Source organism: Acidisoma sp., assembly GCF_965199065.1.
In the GTDB taxonomy this organism is placed as follows: Bacteria; Pseudomonadota; Alphaproteobacteria; order Acetobacterales; family Acetobacteraceae; genus Acidisoma.
This window is the reverse complement of the sequence record NZ_CBDAQN010000001.1, coordinates 21,416-35,414: the sequence shown is the minus strand read 5'-3', so window position 1 is coordinate 35,414 and position 13,999 is coordinate 21,416. Positions and strand designations below refer to the sequence as shown.

Below are 13,999 nucleotides of genomic sequence, written 5' to 3'. Positions count from 1 at the left end.
TACGCACCAGAGCCGCCCTTGACAGCGGCCGGTCTGAGACAGCCCGCCTGCTATCCCGGCCGAGGCTCGGAACGCGGTTCGCGATCTCATCCACCGCCGGGAAGATACGGCGCGCCGCATCGCGTTGCGGCTCAGTATCCTCGTGTAGGGCACCGGCAGGGAATAAATCGGCCGCACAAGCGTCCTCAGAAGATGTCTCATCACGGAGTGAGTTAATGCTGGAAAACTTCAGTTGATATTCAGCAGGCCTCTTGAGGCAGCGATGAACGACATGATGGACCACAGCGTCTGCCGCCATCGCAACCGTTCACCAGCGGCAACCATGCAGTCAGCCTGACAATATGGATGCTCAAAAGCGAAGGAAAACCACGATTATGGAAGAGACAAGCTACGCGCTCGGCAGGTCGCAGGCCGAGACTGAGCGGCTTGAGTTCCAGTCCCGACTGCTCCAGCCCGCGACCGACCGCCTGCTCCGCATCGCCGGCCTGTGTCCTGGGATGCGGGTCCTCGATATCGGGACGGGAACCGGGGAGGTGGCGGCGCTCGCGAGCGAGATTGTCGGCCCGTCCGGCTACGTCCTCGGGATCGACCGCAACGGGAGCATTCTCGAACAGGCCCGGCGCAAGCACGGGCGCCGGTTGGGGTCGAGCCGGATCGAGTTCCACCCAACGTCCTTTCTCGATCTGGATCGGAGTGCGATGTTCGACGCGGTCGTCGGCCGATTCGTGCTTACGTTCCAGCCCGACCCTGCGAACTTCCTGCGCGAGGCGGCAGGACATGTCGGTCGCGGCGGAACGATCGCCTTCCTGGAACCGGCGGCTTGCCGATCCAATACCTCGCGGTCATTTCCTCCCGTGCCGCTCTGGGATGAGACGGTCGGGCGCATCATCGATGCCTTCCTGTCCGGCGGCACTCGTCCAGACCAGGGTTTCCGGCTCACTGAAGCCTTCTTCCACGCTGGCTTGCCCGAACCCACCCTGTTCTGTGACCCGCTGATGGGCAGTGCGAACACATCCCAAATCATCGATTGGGCGTGCATGACCATGCGAAGCCTGTTGCCTATCATCCTGCGCGAGGAAGGCGCCCGAGAAAGAGACGTTGCGATCGAAGACCTAACGCAGCGACTGAGGGCTGCCGCCTCGTCGGCGCATAGCCAGCTTACTTTCTTCTCGGCCGTGGGGGCTGTCACGCACGTGACGTAGTGGGCGACTCTGCCAGCCGCTCCGTTGCCGCCACGTGTGAACCGATGATCGGGACACGACCTGTGATGACTGATCACGTTGACATCGCGCCGCAGCCGACGGCCTCCACCCATGCGGCAACGCTCGCGCATCGGCATGTTTCGCCTTGAGTTCTACATCATTGCTCAGCATAGTGGGCAGCCGAGTAAGCCCGCTACGCGATTGGACCATGGGGCCGATCTGGCCAAAGAACTCCCGCATCTTCGAGCACGTCAATTTTGCGAGTTGGCAGGTTTCTCTTCGCTGCTCAGCGCGTGGATCTGGAAGTAGTTTTGGCAAGATCTACATCTACTCATACGAAGCCCTTCATGGACGGTCTCCTTCAGCCTGCTTTGATGACGACCAAATCCCGACATCTTGATGCAAGTCGGGAGAAGCCGTCCACACCATCAATCCCGGCCACATTTGGTGGTGTCACTTCACTAGAGCATTACAGATCTACAGATCATCCGCGATAATGCGTGAATGCAGCGTGGGTACGTATGGGAAGATCAGAGATTCATGTATTTTTGTTCTACCGTAGACAAACCCGTATCGACGATTAGGTTCTGATGTTGTTCCTCGTGTATGATCTTTAGCGAGACCGTCTTACCTTTGGAAGTTACGACGGTATCACGTTCCGCTTTAATCGTCATAACCCCGTAGCGCCCCCCGCCCAATCTCCGGTTCGTCACCATGACATCGGAGTTTCAAATGAAGATCATTCTTGTTGCTAATCAGCTTATGGGTCACCTCAACCCCCTCCTCGCCATCGGCCGGATCTTAATTGATGAGGGACATGATGTCGTTGGGATATGCGGAAGCACGATGCGCACCAAGTTTGAAAAAATTGGCGTGGATTTCCAATCCTTCCCAGAGGGCGCCGATCAGGATCTGAGCGATCTTGCGGCGATCTATCCCGAATTTGCGCTCATGCCTCCCGGGCTTGAGAAGCTACGCTTCACTGTCCAACGATTTTTTATCGATACTATGCTGGCACAACACGACGGGCTCAAGCAGGTGCTGAAGTGGTTCCCTGCGGATCTCATTATCGGCGAGAACATGCTGATGGGCCTGCTCCCAATGTTGCTCGGGCCGAGGGCAGCGCGACCGGCAGTTGTCATGTGTGGTACGACATATCTGCTTTGGCATCGTCAGGACGGAGCCCCTGTACTAGGGGGATTTGCGCCAGTCGAAACTGAGGCGGACCGTATCCAGCATGACACTGCGTCTGAGGCGTTCTACCGCGCGGTGACCGCGCCCATGCGGCGAGCCGTCGACGCCCGCCTCGCTGAAATCGGAGTTCGCCCTCTGTCAAGGGGCGTGTTCGACAGCCTGACAGCCCTGCCGGACGCCTACCTGCAGCTGACCGCCCCAAGCTTTGAGTTTACCCGCGATGACCTTCCCGAGAACTTGCACTTCATTGGTCCACTCCCCATCGTGCCAGAGCAGGCACCAATCCCGTCTTGGGCTGACGAGTTGGACGGAAGCCGCAAAGTCGTTCTAGTTACCCAAGGCTCGGTCGCGAACTACGATTTCGGCCACCTTATTGCTCCGACTCTGGCCGCGCTCGCTCGTGAAGACGATGTGCTGGTTGTGGTCACAGGTGGCGGGCGCTCGACGAGCGCCATACCCGGCGCAATCCCTGACAACGTCCGGCTTGCCGACTATCTGCCGTTCGAGTGGCTTCTGCCTAAGGTCGATGCCTTCGTCACGAACGGCGGTTATGGCAGTGTCAACCAGGCACTCAGCCACGGGATACCTCTGGTGACGGCCGGACTTACAGAAGACAAGGCAGATGTCAGCGCCCGCGTCTCATGGTCTGGTGTCGGCATTGACCTTCAGACCCAGGAGCCAACGCCTGTGGCTCTCCGTCAGGCGGTAAGGCAGGTTCTCGACAACCCCAGCTACCGCAACTGCGCCGCTGCGCTCGCCCGCGAGATGAAGGCCATCGACACGAGGGAGACACTACTCAAAATTCTTTCGGCGGCGGCGCGGCCTGAGCAAGCCAAGGAGTACGAGCGCGCCGCCTAGCAACGGCCTTTTCGAGCGGACTGAGAAGGGGAAGATCAGGTGGCTTCGACCGCCTCTCGCGGCTCCTGCCGCGCGTTGATCAATGCACTTGGCGCGGCACGAGCGTCTCCCGGTCGACCGGATCATAATCTCTCAACAGGCCGAGACGGGCATTGAGGATGTTTTCGCGAAGGCGGCTGCCGATCGCGATGAACTGCTTCAATGTCGCCATTGCCTGGTCATCACGCGGCACGTTGCCCTCGTTCTGACAAAACACAGGTAGGATACGAGTAGCGCCGCCAGAACCGCCAGACTGCCAATAGCCTTCATGGCGCTTGGGTCAGCTGTCTGCCATTGAAGCGTCCTGTCAAACTTAAGCAGCGAGCTCGGCAAATCTAGGCCAGACTGCTTGTGAAGCAGGAACCGCTTAAGACTGGCGTCCCACTGAGTTGGCCAGTTTTCTTGACCACCTCAGTGTCGCGGTCGTCGGGATAGAGAACCGGGGCAACACCGGGCACGAACCTTCAATCCCAGATTTGGAGGCCGTGCTTAGTGCCCCTGTAGCTGGACCGGCTTACCAGGGTCCGCCGCTGTGCCGGGTGTTATCACTAGATAACGACGTGGCGCGGCAACGCCACCTTGCACGACCTCCCGGATTGGACCAATAGCGTTGACGATCGCAGCACCGGCTGGGTTCGTCATGAAGCTCGCCAGCCCCTCGAGTGCTCCGCTGCCATCGGCATGATTGATCTTCCACGGTTCTCGTGGACGGTTTACGCTACGTCTGCTGCTTGCCGTTCTGCCTGGTCTGGCGTGCGGTAGTCCAGGGCCGAATGAAGGCGCTGGCGATTGTAGAAACCCTCGACATACGCGAACAGGTCTCGTTTGGCATCGCCCCTGGTGGCGTAGGTCCTATGATGCACCAGCTCGGTCTTCAGCGTGTGGAAGAAGCTTTCCATTGGTGCGTTGTCCAACGGGTTGGCCCGTCGGCTCATGGACGGGATGATGCCTGCCGCCTTTAGGGCCGTTTGGTAGTCGTCGCACGCATATTGGACGCCGCGGTCGGAATGCTGGACTAGGCCCGGGCCGGGCCGCTGACGTTGGATGGCCATCATGAGCGCCGATGTTGCCAGCTCAGCGCGGAGATGATCACGCATGCTCCAGCCGACGATCTTGCGAGTGTGCAGGTCCATGACGGCCGCCATATAAAGCCAGCCTTCTTCGGTTGCGATGTAGGTCAGGTCTGCCAGCCAGACTTGGTTCGGCGCCGCAGCCGTGAACTTCCGGTCTAGCAAATTTGGGGCAATCGGGAAGGCGTGGCGGCTGTCGGTCGTTTGCACCCGCCGTCGGGGGACGACGAGACCGCGCAGGCCATGGCGGCGCATCAGCCGCTCAACCCGGCCACGGCCAGCCTTTCTTCCGTGGGCCCGCAGAGTGGCATGCACACGAGGACTACCGTAACGGCCTCCACTATTGGCGTGCACTTGGCGGATCTCGGACAGCAAGGCATGGTCGTCGATGGCGCGCTTGCTGTCCGGCCGGCTCCGCCAAGCATAGTAGCCGGCAGTTGAGATGCCCAGCACGCCGCAGAGCGCCTGGACCGGCCAGAGGTCTCGGTAGTCCTCGACCACGCGGAACCTCATCTCAGCGGTCCCGCGAAGATCGAAATAGACTTTTTTAAAATGTCGCGCTCCATGCGCAGCCGGTCGCACTCGCGCCGCAGCCGTGCGATCTCCGCAGCCTGGTCAGCCGTCGGAACAGGCATGCGCTTGAGAGAGGGGGCAGTTGCCAATCGTACCGCCTCAACCGCGGCAGTGCCGCCGCCATACTGCCGCACCCATCGGCACAGCAATGTCGGGTGCAGGCCGACCTCGGCCGCCACTGCCGTCGACGTACGCCCGCTGCTCACCACCAGGTCAACGACCTGGCGCTTATAATCCTCTGTATAGGAACGTGGCTTGGCTCTCGTCGCCTGCTGATCCATCAAACACCTCCAGCTAAATCATGCCTCTGGGTGTCCACGCAAACCAGGGAAGATCATGATCCGACAGCGCAAGCAAGTATGGGTGCTTAGGCACGAGGCCCGTAGCCGATGCCTCGAGCACCTGTAGCAGACCTTGGTCGAACAGAGTGACGCTGGTCGGCGCTTTGGCGACCGCCCCATGACCGACCGGCACCATCGTAAAGTGGACCGCCTGCCCCGCGACGCCGAGTGCTGTCAATCCTTGCGTGCCAGCTCCCTCCGGAACCGCATCTGGCACATAGGTGACTGCCTGCGGCGCTTGGCCGATCGGGATGCTTGCGATGACCTTGTTGCTTAAAGTGTCGATCGCGATCATACGGTCGTCGTTCTCCAGTCCGACATAGACGCGTGTTCCATCGCCGGAGGGCCATACGCCATGCGGCAGCTTGCCGACCTCTATGGTCGCTACCTTGCTGAAGTCGCTGGTGCGGAAGACCTGGACCTCGTTGAGGCCACCCACGGTCACGTAGGCAAACTGGCCGCGAACGTTGCGAACGATGTTGACATGGTTTGAGATCGGCCCTGTGTCCAGCACTTTAAGGATGGAGAAAGGAGGCTTTGCATCGAAGACCTCGGTCTTGCCAGTATCTTTAAGCGTGAACCACACCTGCGTGCCGTCGGGTGTCGCCGCGATGTTTGGGCAAAATGGGCTTGGCTGTTTAACTCGCGCTACAATCTTGTGGTCAACAACGGTTACGACATCAACCTCGGGATTAAATGAGGAGCAGACATAGCCGTAGTGACCGTCGGGCGAGAAGATCTGCATGCCCGGTCCATTGGGCGTAATGATACGCGTCTTCTCCTCGTATGTTGTGCCGTCCAGAACCTGGATGTAGTTCTCGCCGCGCACCGTGACCCAGACCTCCTTCCCGTCCGGCGTGAAGAACGCTTCATGCGGCGCACGGCCAACGTAGGTCGTGTGCTTAATGGAATTCGTTGCTGTATCGATGAAGGTAACCGAGTTCGAGCCGATCGACACGACGACGATGGTCCGGTGGTCGGGCGAAAAGCCCATACCATGGACCAGCACCTGGCCCTTGTAGAGGGGGCTGAAGTTCATCGGGCTCGGATCTCCGAGCCGAATGACGCCGAGCAGCTTATTGCTTTCGGGATCTATGACCGAGACCGTAATGGAGAACTGTTCGGCCGCGTAGACCCGATCTTGGTGGCTGATAGGAATGTCGGCTACGGACGCCGCGGCCGGTGCTTGCCCCGCCCAGGCATGGGCGCAAATCGAAAGAGCGCTTCCTAGTAGAAGCGCAAGAGGCGTCTTGAAGATCATCGGGAAGCCTTCTGCATTTTCAATTCGGCCGTGCCAGATATTTGGTCGGGCGCGGGCTCTGAAGCGGGAAGAGACTGATCGAGTGCCAGCCGCATTGCTACGATTTCCTGCTGCTGATCAACAATGATCTCCTGCGCGATGCGGCGCAGTTGCTCGTTGTGACCATAGAGGAGCTCGGCTTCGGCCATGTCTATCGCCCCCTGATGATGAGGTATCATCATGGCTGAGAAGTCTTTGTCAGGATCACCTGAGGGTTTAATTGTCATGGCCGCCATCATCTTATCCATCGCACTCTGGTTTTCTGCCAGAAATGGAGCCTCTGCCGAAACTGCCGACGCAGAGCCTGCACCGGCGTCATGCACGCCTACCGTCCCATTGAGAGCGCCGGCAGTGAGCCCAAGGACAAAAATCGTCCTGAGATTTGGGAGAACTGAAACCATGGAGCCTCCTGCCAGCCGCGATAGCGCAGCTCTTGTTGATGGACACTCGCCAGCACTGATTATTCCCTGTCAGCGACTTCTTAGTGCGGCTCAAGAGCACTTTTTGTTACCTTTGCGCGTCTCACCCGGGTTATCGGCGAAGCTTGTCGGCACCCGACGCCAGATCATGTGCAGCACAGAACCTGTGTTGGCATCGGGTTGCGAAGCAACTTACCTTCTTCCAAGAGGTTGGCGGAAGGCGTTAGCCAAGCTTGACCATTTGTTGGTAGAAACGCATCCCCTAAGAGCCGTCCGGGGTGATTTGCATTCGCGTAGGCATCCGGAAGGGTGGGCGCGAGATGATCTCGTCGCTGGGTGCTCAATCAGCAGGCGTCGCCTCTTTCCTGCTATCGGTCAACCGGAGCCAAGCAGTCCGAAGCGCACTGATTATCACTGAGCCCACGCGAGGTAGCCATGATCAACGCGTGTTCTTCCTGTGACAGGATCATGTCGTCTAGCGTTGCGACACGGGTATCAGACGACATGAACAACACGGCAGTCGATTTGACACCGATCAACGCCGATATCTCGAAGTTCGGCGTCAGTCATAGCGTTGAGTTCCCCACGGGATCATGCGCGACGCCAGTGACGATAGAGCCGACTGTGAAGCCTTGCGAAGAAGAAATCCACGTGCCGTTCACGTAATGCGAGCGCGTCCCAGCGGTGAAGGACCTCATCAATCAAACTCACAACGCTCTGCCTGCCGATGGAATAAATCGCTCGCTGCGCTGTCTTTGTAAACAGGAGATCACGACAGAGACGGCAAAGAAAAAGCGTCTCGGCCGCTACCTCCGCACTGCAGCGACAGAGAAGGCCTAATAGGCCGTCCTGCAGTTCATGAGCGTAATCAACCGTGTGATAAAAAGGGTTACTGTTATGAAGATCATGAAAGTTCTTGCTGCAGGACTCACTTTGACCATGCTGGGTGGTGCCGCCGTCTCGGCGAGAGCGGCTCAGACGGAAGCCTCGCAGCCGGCCGCTGCATCGCAGGCGGCCAACGCCAACTCGGATGAGATTTTCGCCCACAGCACATTCCAGCGGATGCCGTCCAATGTTGAGGCGGAGCCAAATCAGGACCCGAAGCAGCTCTCGTTTGCGAACTTTGGACAGTGGGATGAGGCCGGTTCCGAGAACTGATCGGTCTGCGCTCCTAAAAAAAGTCGGGTGGTTAGGCCAGTGTCGGCCGCAAGGCCGCAGGTTACGCGCATCGTCTTGCAGAGGTGGTGCTCCAAGCCAGCGGCTTCTTGCCCCGACCGGATCGGCTTAATAAAATTATGTACTCGCGGGAATAAGCCGCTCCAAGGAGCGTCTATGGTGCGAGGTCGCTTTCCTGCGGCCGACAGGAGACCATGATGACACGGGCAAAGCCGCGTTGCTTGAACCTCGTATGAGTGACATGGCGCGCCTTATCGAGCCGCTTATTCCCGCGCTCCGCCGCTACGCCCGCGCGCTTGTGCGCGATGCGGCCGCGGCGGATGACCTTGTACAGGACTGTCTGGAGCGGACGATCAGCCGCTGGAATCAGCGCCGGGATGACGGGGATACCCGGGCCTGGATGTTCACAATCCTCCACAACCTTGCCATCAATAGGTTGCGGCAGAAAAGCCGACGGGGCCACCATATTCAGCTCGACGATGCCGATGACTCGGCGATGGCGGAGCCTGCCGCCCAAGAGGATGGCATCCGGCAGACGGATATCATGGCGGCCGTAAATCGCCTGCCTGAGGATCAACGTAGCGTCCTGCTGCTCGTATCGGTCGAGGAGCTGAGTTACGCTGATGCCGCACGCGTTCTGGACGTGCCGGTCGGGACCGTGATGTCTCGCCTGGCCCGAGCGCGGGAAAGGCTGAGACGGATGATGCAGGACGATCATCTCGCGATGACATCGCGATCTCACCTACGGAGCGTGAAGTGAATTCCACCCGGCCTATCCTGGAAGACGACCTGCACGCCTATGTTGACGGGGCCCTTAACGCCGCGAGGCGCGCGGAGGTTGAGGCCTATCTTCAGTCCCATGACGAGAGCGCGGCCCGGGTACAGGCCTATGCCCGTCAGCGCAGCGCGATGCAAACGGCCCTCGCCGGCGTAGCCGAGGAGCCAGTTCCGCCCGAACTCAGCCTGCGGCATTTTTTGGATGAACGCCGTCCGCGGCGCAGCGTACCTTGGCGTATGGCGGCGGCAGCTGTGGTTCTTCTGGCGCTGGGAGCCGCCGGCGGTTGGTCAATGCACGGGCCAGTCTCAGATCCTCTAATCCAGAGCGGTATCGGCAGCCTCGCCCAGGAAGCCGCTTACACTTATGATGTTTACAGTAATGATCCGACACATCCGGTGGAATACAAGGCCGCCGACAAGGCGCTGCTCGTCGGCTGGATCTCCAGCCGGCTGAAGCGGAGCATTTCCGTGCCCGACCTCAGTGGGTCAGGCTATCGCTTCATGGGCGGCCGACTGGTGGCCACGCCGCACGGGCCGGCCGGGCTGCTCATGTATGACAACGAACAAGGTCTGCGTCTCGCGATGCTCGTACGCCCGATGACCATTGATAAGACCGTGCGCATGACTGAGCACAGCGCCGGCGCCGTCAATGGCTATGCTTGGGCTATAAAGGGAATCGGCTACAGCCTTGTCGGAGCAATCTCCGCCGACACGCTACATCCGCTTGCGAACCAGATCAGGCAGCAGATGGAGCAAAAGGTCTAGAGAAGCCTTGCATACAGATTCTTATGCGGGCAGCTCCAACACGTAAAGAACTTCGTCCTCAAGGCTTGCTGAGCATCCGTCTCGCCACTTGCGATTCCTCGGCTGCTGTCGATGCGCTCGTGTGGTCGAGACGCCAAGCCGTCGAGCGATGGCTCGATCAGCCGCCCGAGCCATACTACTTCGTTCTTTCCCGACTTGTTCCTGCTCTTATCATGTTCAATAAGGTTGTAACACTGCGCGACTGATAATGGTCCATATGCTGCACTGCCGATAAATCACGCGGTAGCAGGTCGGCATTTACCCGAACAAGTCGACCTGCGGCGATGCTCTCCGAGCAGACCAAAGCAGAAAGCGCTGTCGCCCCTGCCCCCTGTTCCACTGCCCTGCAAACTGCTTCATTTGAGGGCAGGGAGATTCGAACCTGCAACGTCGCAGGATCAACTCCGAAACGGACCATAGCTTCTGTAAACACCGCGCGGGTGCCTGACCCATCTTCTCGCAATACCCAATTGCCCTCGGCGAGATCTTTTGCGGTTAAAGACGATTTCATTCCCCACGGATGATCGGGCGCCACAACGATGATCATTTGATCAGTCCCGACAGGTTCAACGCTAAGGCGAGGCTCGTTCACCGGTCCTTCGACAAAGCCCAGTTCGGCGTCCCCATTTATGACCGCGTTCACGACCTGCGCTGTGTTGCCGATGGAAACTGCAAGTTGGATGCCGGGGTACTTGATATGAAACGATACCAGATACCCCGGCAAAAAATAGCTTGCAATTGTCTGGCTGGCCTGGATGACAAGCCGGCCGCGCGTCAGACCCGAAAACTCCGCCATTGCGCTACGTGTGGACTCCGCACGGGCTAGGATAGCGTGGGCTTCGACAAGGAAAACTTTTCCTGCCTCGGTCAAGCTAATCCCGCGTCCAATCCGATTAAAGAACTTCAATCCAAAGTCGCTCTCAAGGGCAGCGATAGCAGAGGATACCGCCGACTGCGTCAAGTTCAGAAACTCGCTGGCACGCGTAATATGTTCGCGCTCAGCTACAGCCACAAATACTCGCAATTGTTCAAACGTCATTTATCTACGAGCCAAGGATCCAGCCCGATCTCACGCGTTCGCGTTTCTCTGGCGGCTATGCAGGGAGCGACAAACAGGTGACCGTGATACCCGTTGGATAATGTACGAAGTACAACTGTAATCCAAAGGCCGGAAAGGATCACCAGCAGCGCTTCACCAATGATATCAAAGACGGTTATTCCGGTCTGAACGCCGAGATTTAGCGTCGCCAGCGTGTAGACACCGAGCGGAAAAGTGAAGCCCCACCAGCCCATGTTAAACGGCAGACCTTCTTTAAGATAGCTCATTGTAATCGCGACGGCCATAACCAGCCACCAGGCGCCGTAACCCCACAACACAAGACCTCCAATGACGCCGATGCCATCGGCAACGGCACCGATCTCCGACATGCCAACGGCGGCTAGTATGCCAGGCGCGCTATGCCCCAGGACCAACAGACCTAAAGCCCCCGTCCCGAGCGGTCCAAGGGCCAGCCAACTGGACACGGCCATATCTCGCTTGGGTAATTTGTGTAGAACCAGGCGTAGAAAGAGTACGACCAAGACGCTTAGCGCTAGCGGCACGGACAACGCCCACAAAATATATCCATAGAACAACATGTGAGCAGCTGCGATGGGACTTGCCAGATGGACCGCCAGGCCCCCTGCGCTCGCGCCCGCGACTTCCGCCGCCACGATCGGCAAGAGCCAGACAGCTGTCATGGATTCAATTGTGTGATCTTGCTTTGTAAACATCAAGAAGGGCACCAGTAGCCCTACGCCCACAGCAAGCAACGCGTCGACCCACCAAAGCATCACGGCAAAATTGACCGCAAGGTGTCCAATACGCGTAGTGCCGAAGGCCAGGAAGCCGTTGATGATAGTAGCCAGGCCCATCGGAATGGCACCAAGGAACATTGGCATAACCGGATGGCGGAAAATCGGGATGGCATCGCGGGTGAAAAATACCCAGCGTGCGGCGTACAGTATCGAACAACATATGAACAATCCGATGTTCGCCTCCCAGAGAGCCGTTCCGAGACGATGCAGGATCGGCAAGTTGACGGGAACCTGGTTAAGCGCGAGGGCAAGAACGCCTGTGCCCATGGTCACGGTAAACCAGTTTGGCGTGAATTGCCGAACGATCTCTCGCGGATGATCATGGTGGGAGAAAGGCTGACTTAGGTGAAAATGCATGACACGGCCCTTATTGGCTGGACCGGATATACGCTTCGATTTGATGTACAAAAAACCGGATATTTTCGATTGGTTTAATCACTTCATCAGATGATTTTGCGTAGCGAGGGCAATTGTAAAGCTGGCGCCACGAAGCCGATCGACATGCTCGAATCCAACAGCGCAATTACCTCGGCTATCCCTGCTCAGCAACGTTGGAACGGCGACGCCGAGAGTGTCGGTCATGGCTTCCATCTGGAACTGTCCCGCGGCTGCGAGCTCGACAGCGAGGTCGCTTCTTTGAGCGACTGGCGTCGATGGCTTCCTTGAGGATCTCCACCTCGAGCGTCCGAGAATCGCGGCGGCCAGATGTTCCGGGCAAAACACCACGCTGCAGCTTGCCACAGGTCTCGACCTGCAGAGAAGCCTCAGATCTCCATCAAGCTCGACCATCGCCGCGAAGGGCTGACCGGCTTGCCCCGAACGCGTAGCATCACGCCATGGATGCGCATCACGAGGCTACGCGGAACCCTCCAACCCAATACAGCCATCCGCAGATCCTGCGCGTCATCACCGGGATCATCCTGTGCATGCTGCTCGCGGCGCTGGATCAGACCGTCGTCATCCCCGCTGTCCCGGCCATCGCACGCGACCTTCACAGTTACGAGCATCTCGCCTGGATCGTGACGGCCTACCTGCTCACCTCTACGGCAGCGACCCCGATCTTCGGCAAACTCTCCGATACCTATGGCCGCCGCGCCCTGATGACGCCGGCCATCGCGATCTTTATCGCGGCCTCCATCCTCTGCGCCCTCGCCCATTCGCTCCCGCAGCTCATCCTCTTCCGCGGCCTGCAAGGCATCGGCGGCGGCGGCCTGTTCGCCATGGCCCAGGCCTCGATCGCGGATGTGGTCTCTCCAAGAGAGCGCGGACGCTACCAGGGCTACCTTGCCGGCACCTGGGCCGTCGCCTCCATCGCCGGACCCGTCATCGGCGGCTACGTCACCGACGATCTCAGCTGGCGCTGGGTGTTCTGGTTCAACGTGCCGCTCGGACTGCTCGCCATTTTCCTCTGTGACCGGGCGCTCCGTCTCATCGTGGTCGTGCCGCGCCGCAGCCGGATCGACGGCGTCGGCGCCGTCTTGCTGACCTTCGGCATCAGCGCCCTGCTGCTCATGCTCAGCTGGGGCGGCACCACCTATCCATGGCTCTCCGCCCCGGTCCTCGTGCTCGGACTGCTTGGCCTTTGCCTCCTCCTGGCGCTGGCGATGCAGGAACGGCGCGTCGCCGACCCTCTGCTGCCGCCCCGGCTGTTCACCAACGACATCTTTCTGCGCGGAGTGGCCGTCGCCTTCTTCGCGTCCTTCGGGCTCTTCATCGCAACCTTCCTGCTGCCGCTCGACTTCCAGCTGCTGCACGGCTTCGGCGCCGAGGCATCCGGACTGCTGGTCATGCCATTCCTTGTCTCGAGCACTGTCGGCGCCTATTCCGCCGGCTACCTGACCCGGCGGTTCGGGCGCGCGAAGCCCATCATCCTCTCGGGACTCGTCGCCTCCGCCGTGGGGTTTCTGCTTCTCGCGACGACCGAAGTGGCGACGCCCGCATGGCTGATCATGATCGAGAGCGTCGTGCTCGGGACGGGCATCGGCCTCTGCATGCCGACCTCCATCGTCGTCGTGCAGAATGCGGTCGAGGGACGCGACATCGGCTCGGCGACCGGCGCCGTGCTGCTGCTGCGCTCCATGGGCGGTGCCTTCGGAAGCACGATGGCGGGATCGCTGCTGACGCTCCGCTTCCATCACGCGCTGCGCGCTGCCGGAATTCACCGCATGGTCAATCTGGGTTCGCTTAGCCAAGGTGCGGCGGCATTCATGGGCATGCCGGCGAATGCGCGACACGCGGCGGTGGGCGGTCTTGTCTCCGGTTTCAGCCTTGCCTTTCTCGTCAGTGCCCTTGTTCTAGTGGTGGCCGTGCTTGTTGCCGTGCGCCTCCGGGATATCGCGCTGCGAACGGCACCGGTCAGCGAAGCGCCGGCCGTAGGCCACTGACACGC

The 13,999-nt window shown here is 59.5% G+C and carries 12 protein-coding genes and 1 pseudogene; 6 read left to right on the top strand and 7 right to left on the bottom strand.

All coding sequences use genetic code 11. From position 1 onward, the window contains the following. The first annotated feature begins 374 nt into the window (after window positions 1-374). Both ACOEQ1_RS00190 and ACOEQ1_RS00185 read left to right on the top strand, forming a co-directional pair. On the top strand, window positions 375-1,202 hold the full coding sequence (locus ACOEQ1_RS00190; RefSeq protein WP_419757225.1) for a class I SAM-dependent methyltransferase: 828 nt from the start codon (window positions 375-377) through the stop codon (window positions 1,200-1,202). Window positions 1,203-1,934: 732 nt separating this feature from the next. Next, window positions 1,935-3,254: a nucleotide disphospho-sugar-binding domain-containing protein gene (locus ACOEQ1_RS00185; protein ID WP_419757224.1), complete on the top strand. Its 1,320-nt coding sequence runs from the start codon at window positions 1,935-1,937 to the stop codon at window positions 3,252-3,254. 79 nt (window positions 3,255-3,333) lie between these two features. Here ACOEQ1_RS00185 and ACOEQ1_RS00180 read toward each other — a convergent pair whose 3' ends face one another. The 5 genes and pseudogenes from ACOEQ1_RS00180 to ACOEQ1_RS00160 all read right to left on the bottom strand — a co-directional run. Then, window positions 3,334-3,486: a hypothetical protein gene (locus tag ACOEQ1_RS00180; protein WP_419757223.1), complete on the bottom strand. Its 153-nt coding sequence runs from the start codon at window positions 3,484-3,486 to the stop codon at window positions 3,334-3,336. A 520-nt stretch (window positions 3,487-4,006) separates the two neighbouring features. Continuing rightward, a protein-coding gene (locus tag ACOEQ1_RS00175) for an IS3 family transposase (protein WP_419757222.1) occupies window positions 4,007-5,217 on the bottom strand; the annotation gives its coding sequence in 2 pieces (ribosomal slippage) (window positions 4,007-4,896 and window positions 4,896-5,217; 1,212 coding nt in all). A gap of 13 nt (window positions 5,218-5,230) precedes the next feature. After that, on the bottom strand, window positions 5,231-6,538 hold the full coding sequence (locus ACOEQ1_RS00170) for a YncE family protein (protein ID WP_419757221.1): 1,308 nt from the start codon (window positions 6,536-6,538) through the stop codon (window positions 5,231-5,233). After that, on the bottom strand, window positions 6,535-6,978 hold the full coding sequence (locus tag ACOEQ1_RS00165) for a DUF305 domain-containing protein (protein ID WP_419757220.1): 444 nt from the start codon (window positions 6,976-6,978) through the stop codon (window positions 6,535-6,537). The genes ACOEQ1_RS00170 and ACOEQ1_RS00165 overlap by 4 nt, the downstream gene beginning before the upstream one ends. A gap of 513 nt (window positions 6,979-7,491) precedes the next feature. Next, window positions 7,492-7,578: pseudogene (locus ACOEQ1_RS00160) on the bottom strand (DUF1127 domain-containing protein); the annotation flags it as partial. Between the two features lie 276 nt (window positions 7,579-7,854). On the opposite strand from ACOEQ1_RS00160, the gene ACOEQ1_RS00155 reads away from it, so the two are divergent. The 3 genes from ACOEQ1_RS00155 (at window position 7,855) to ACOEQ1_RS00145 (ending at window position 9,714) form a co-directional block, all read left to right on the top strand. After that, window positions 7,855-8,154 carry a hypothetical protein gene (locus ACOEQ1_RS00155; RefSeq protein WP_419757219.1) on the top strand — a complete coding sequence of 100 codons (300 nt, stop codon included), beginning with the start codon at window positions 7,855-7,857 and terminating at the stop codon, window positions 8,152-8,154. A gap of 250 nt (window positions 8,155-8,404) precedes the next feature. Further along, window positions 8,405-8,932, top strand: coding sequence for a sigma-70 family RNA polymerase sigma factor (locus tag ACOEQ1_RS00150; protein WP_419757218.1), 528 nt, complete (start codon window positions 8,405-8,407; stop codon window positions 8,930-8,932). Further along, window positions 8,929-9,714 (top strand): anti-sigma factor family protein, encoded by a 786-nt coding sequence (locus ACOEQ1_RS00145; RefSeq protein WP_419757217.1) that lies wholly within the window; start codon window positions 8,929-8,931, stop codon window positions 9,712-9,714. Before ACOEQ1_RS00150 ends, ACOEQ1_RS00145 begins: the two co-directional genes overlap by 4 nt. Before the next feature lie 175 nt (window positions 9,715-9,889). Here ACOEQ1_RS00145 and ACOEQ1_RS00140 read toward each other — a convergent pair whose 3' ends face one another. After that, a complete protein-coding gene (locus ACOEQ1_RS00140; RefSeq protein WP_419757216.1) occupies window positions 9,890-10,792 on the bottom strand; it encodes a LysR family transcriptional regulator in 903 nt (300 codons plus the stop codon). Further along, window positions 10,789-11,967, bottom strand: coding sequence for a TDT family transporter (locus ACOEQ1_RS00135; RefSeq protein ID WP_419757215.1), 1,179 nt, complete (start codon window positions 11,965-11,967; stop codon window positions 10,789-10,791). Before ACOEQ1_RS00135 ends, ACOEQ1_RS00140 begins: the two co-directional genes overlap by 4 nt. Before the next feature lie 479 nt (window positions 11,968-12,446). Between ACOEQ1_RS00135 and ACOEQ1_RS00130 the strand changes: the two genes are divergently transcribed. Then, window positions 12,447-13,994, top strand: coding sequence for an MDR family MFS transporter (locus tag ACOEQ1_RS00130; RefSeq protein WP_419757214.1), 1,548 nt, complete (start codon window positions 12,447-12,449; stop codon window positions 13,992-13,994). Window positions 13,995-13,999: the final 5 nt, after the last annotated feature.

Excerpts from the sequence above, each read along its gene's own strand:
- ACOEQ1_RS00185 (WP_419757224.1), top strand. The coding sequence starts at position 1,935 with ATGAAGATCATTCTTGTTGCTAATCAGCTTATGGGTCACCTCAACCCC.
- ACOEQ1_RS00150 (WP_419757218.1), top strand. The coding sequence starts at position 8,405 with ATGAGTGACATGGCGCGCCTTATCGAGCCGCTTATTCCCGCGCTCCGC.
- ACOEQ1_RS00165 (WP_419757220.1), bottom strand. The coding sequence starts at position 6,978 with ATGGTTTCAGTTCTCCCAAATCTCAGGACGATTTTTGTCCTTGGGCTC.
- ACOEQ1_RS00130 (WP_419757214.1), top strand. The coding sequence starts at position 12,447 with ATGGATGCGCATCACGAGGCTACGCGGAACCCTCCAACCCAATACAGC.
- ACOEQ1_RS00155 (WP_419757219.1), top strand. The coding sequence starts at position 7,855 with ATGAGCGTAATCAACCGTGTGATAAAAAGGGTTACTGTTATGAAGATC.
- ACOEQ1_RS00190 (WP_419757225.1), top strand. The coding sequence starts at position 375 with ATGGAAGAGACAAGCTACGCGCTCGGCAGGTCGCAGGCCGAGACTGAG.
- ACOEQ1_RS00135 (WP_419757215.1), bottom strand. The coding sequence starts at position 11,967 with ATGCATTTTCACCTAAGTCAGCCTTTCTCCCACCATGATCATCCGCGA.
- ACOEQ1_RS00170 (WP_419757221.1), bottom strand. The coding sequence starts at position 6,538 with ATGATCTTCAAGACGCCTCTTGCGCTTCTACTAGGAAGCGCTCTTTCG.
- ACOEQ1_RS00140 (WP_419757216.1), bottom strand. The coding sequence starts at position 10,792 with ATGACGTTTGAACAATTGCGAGTATTTGTGGCTGTAGCTGAGCGCGAA.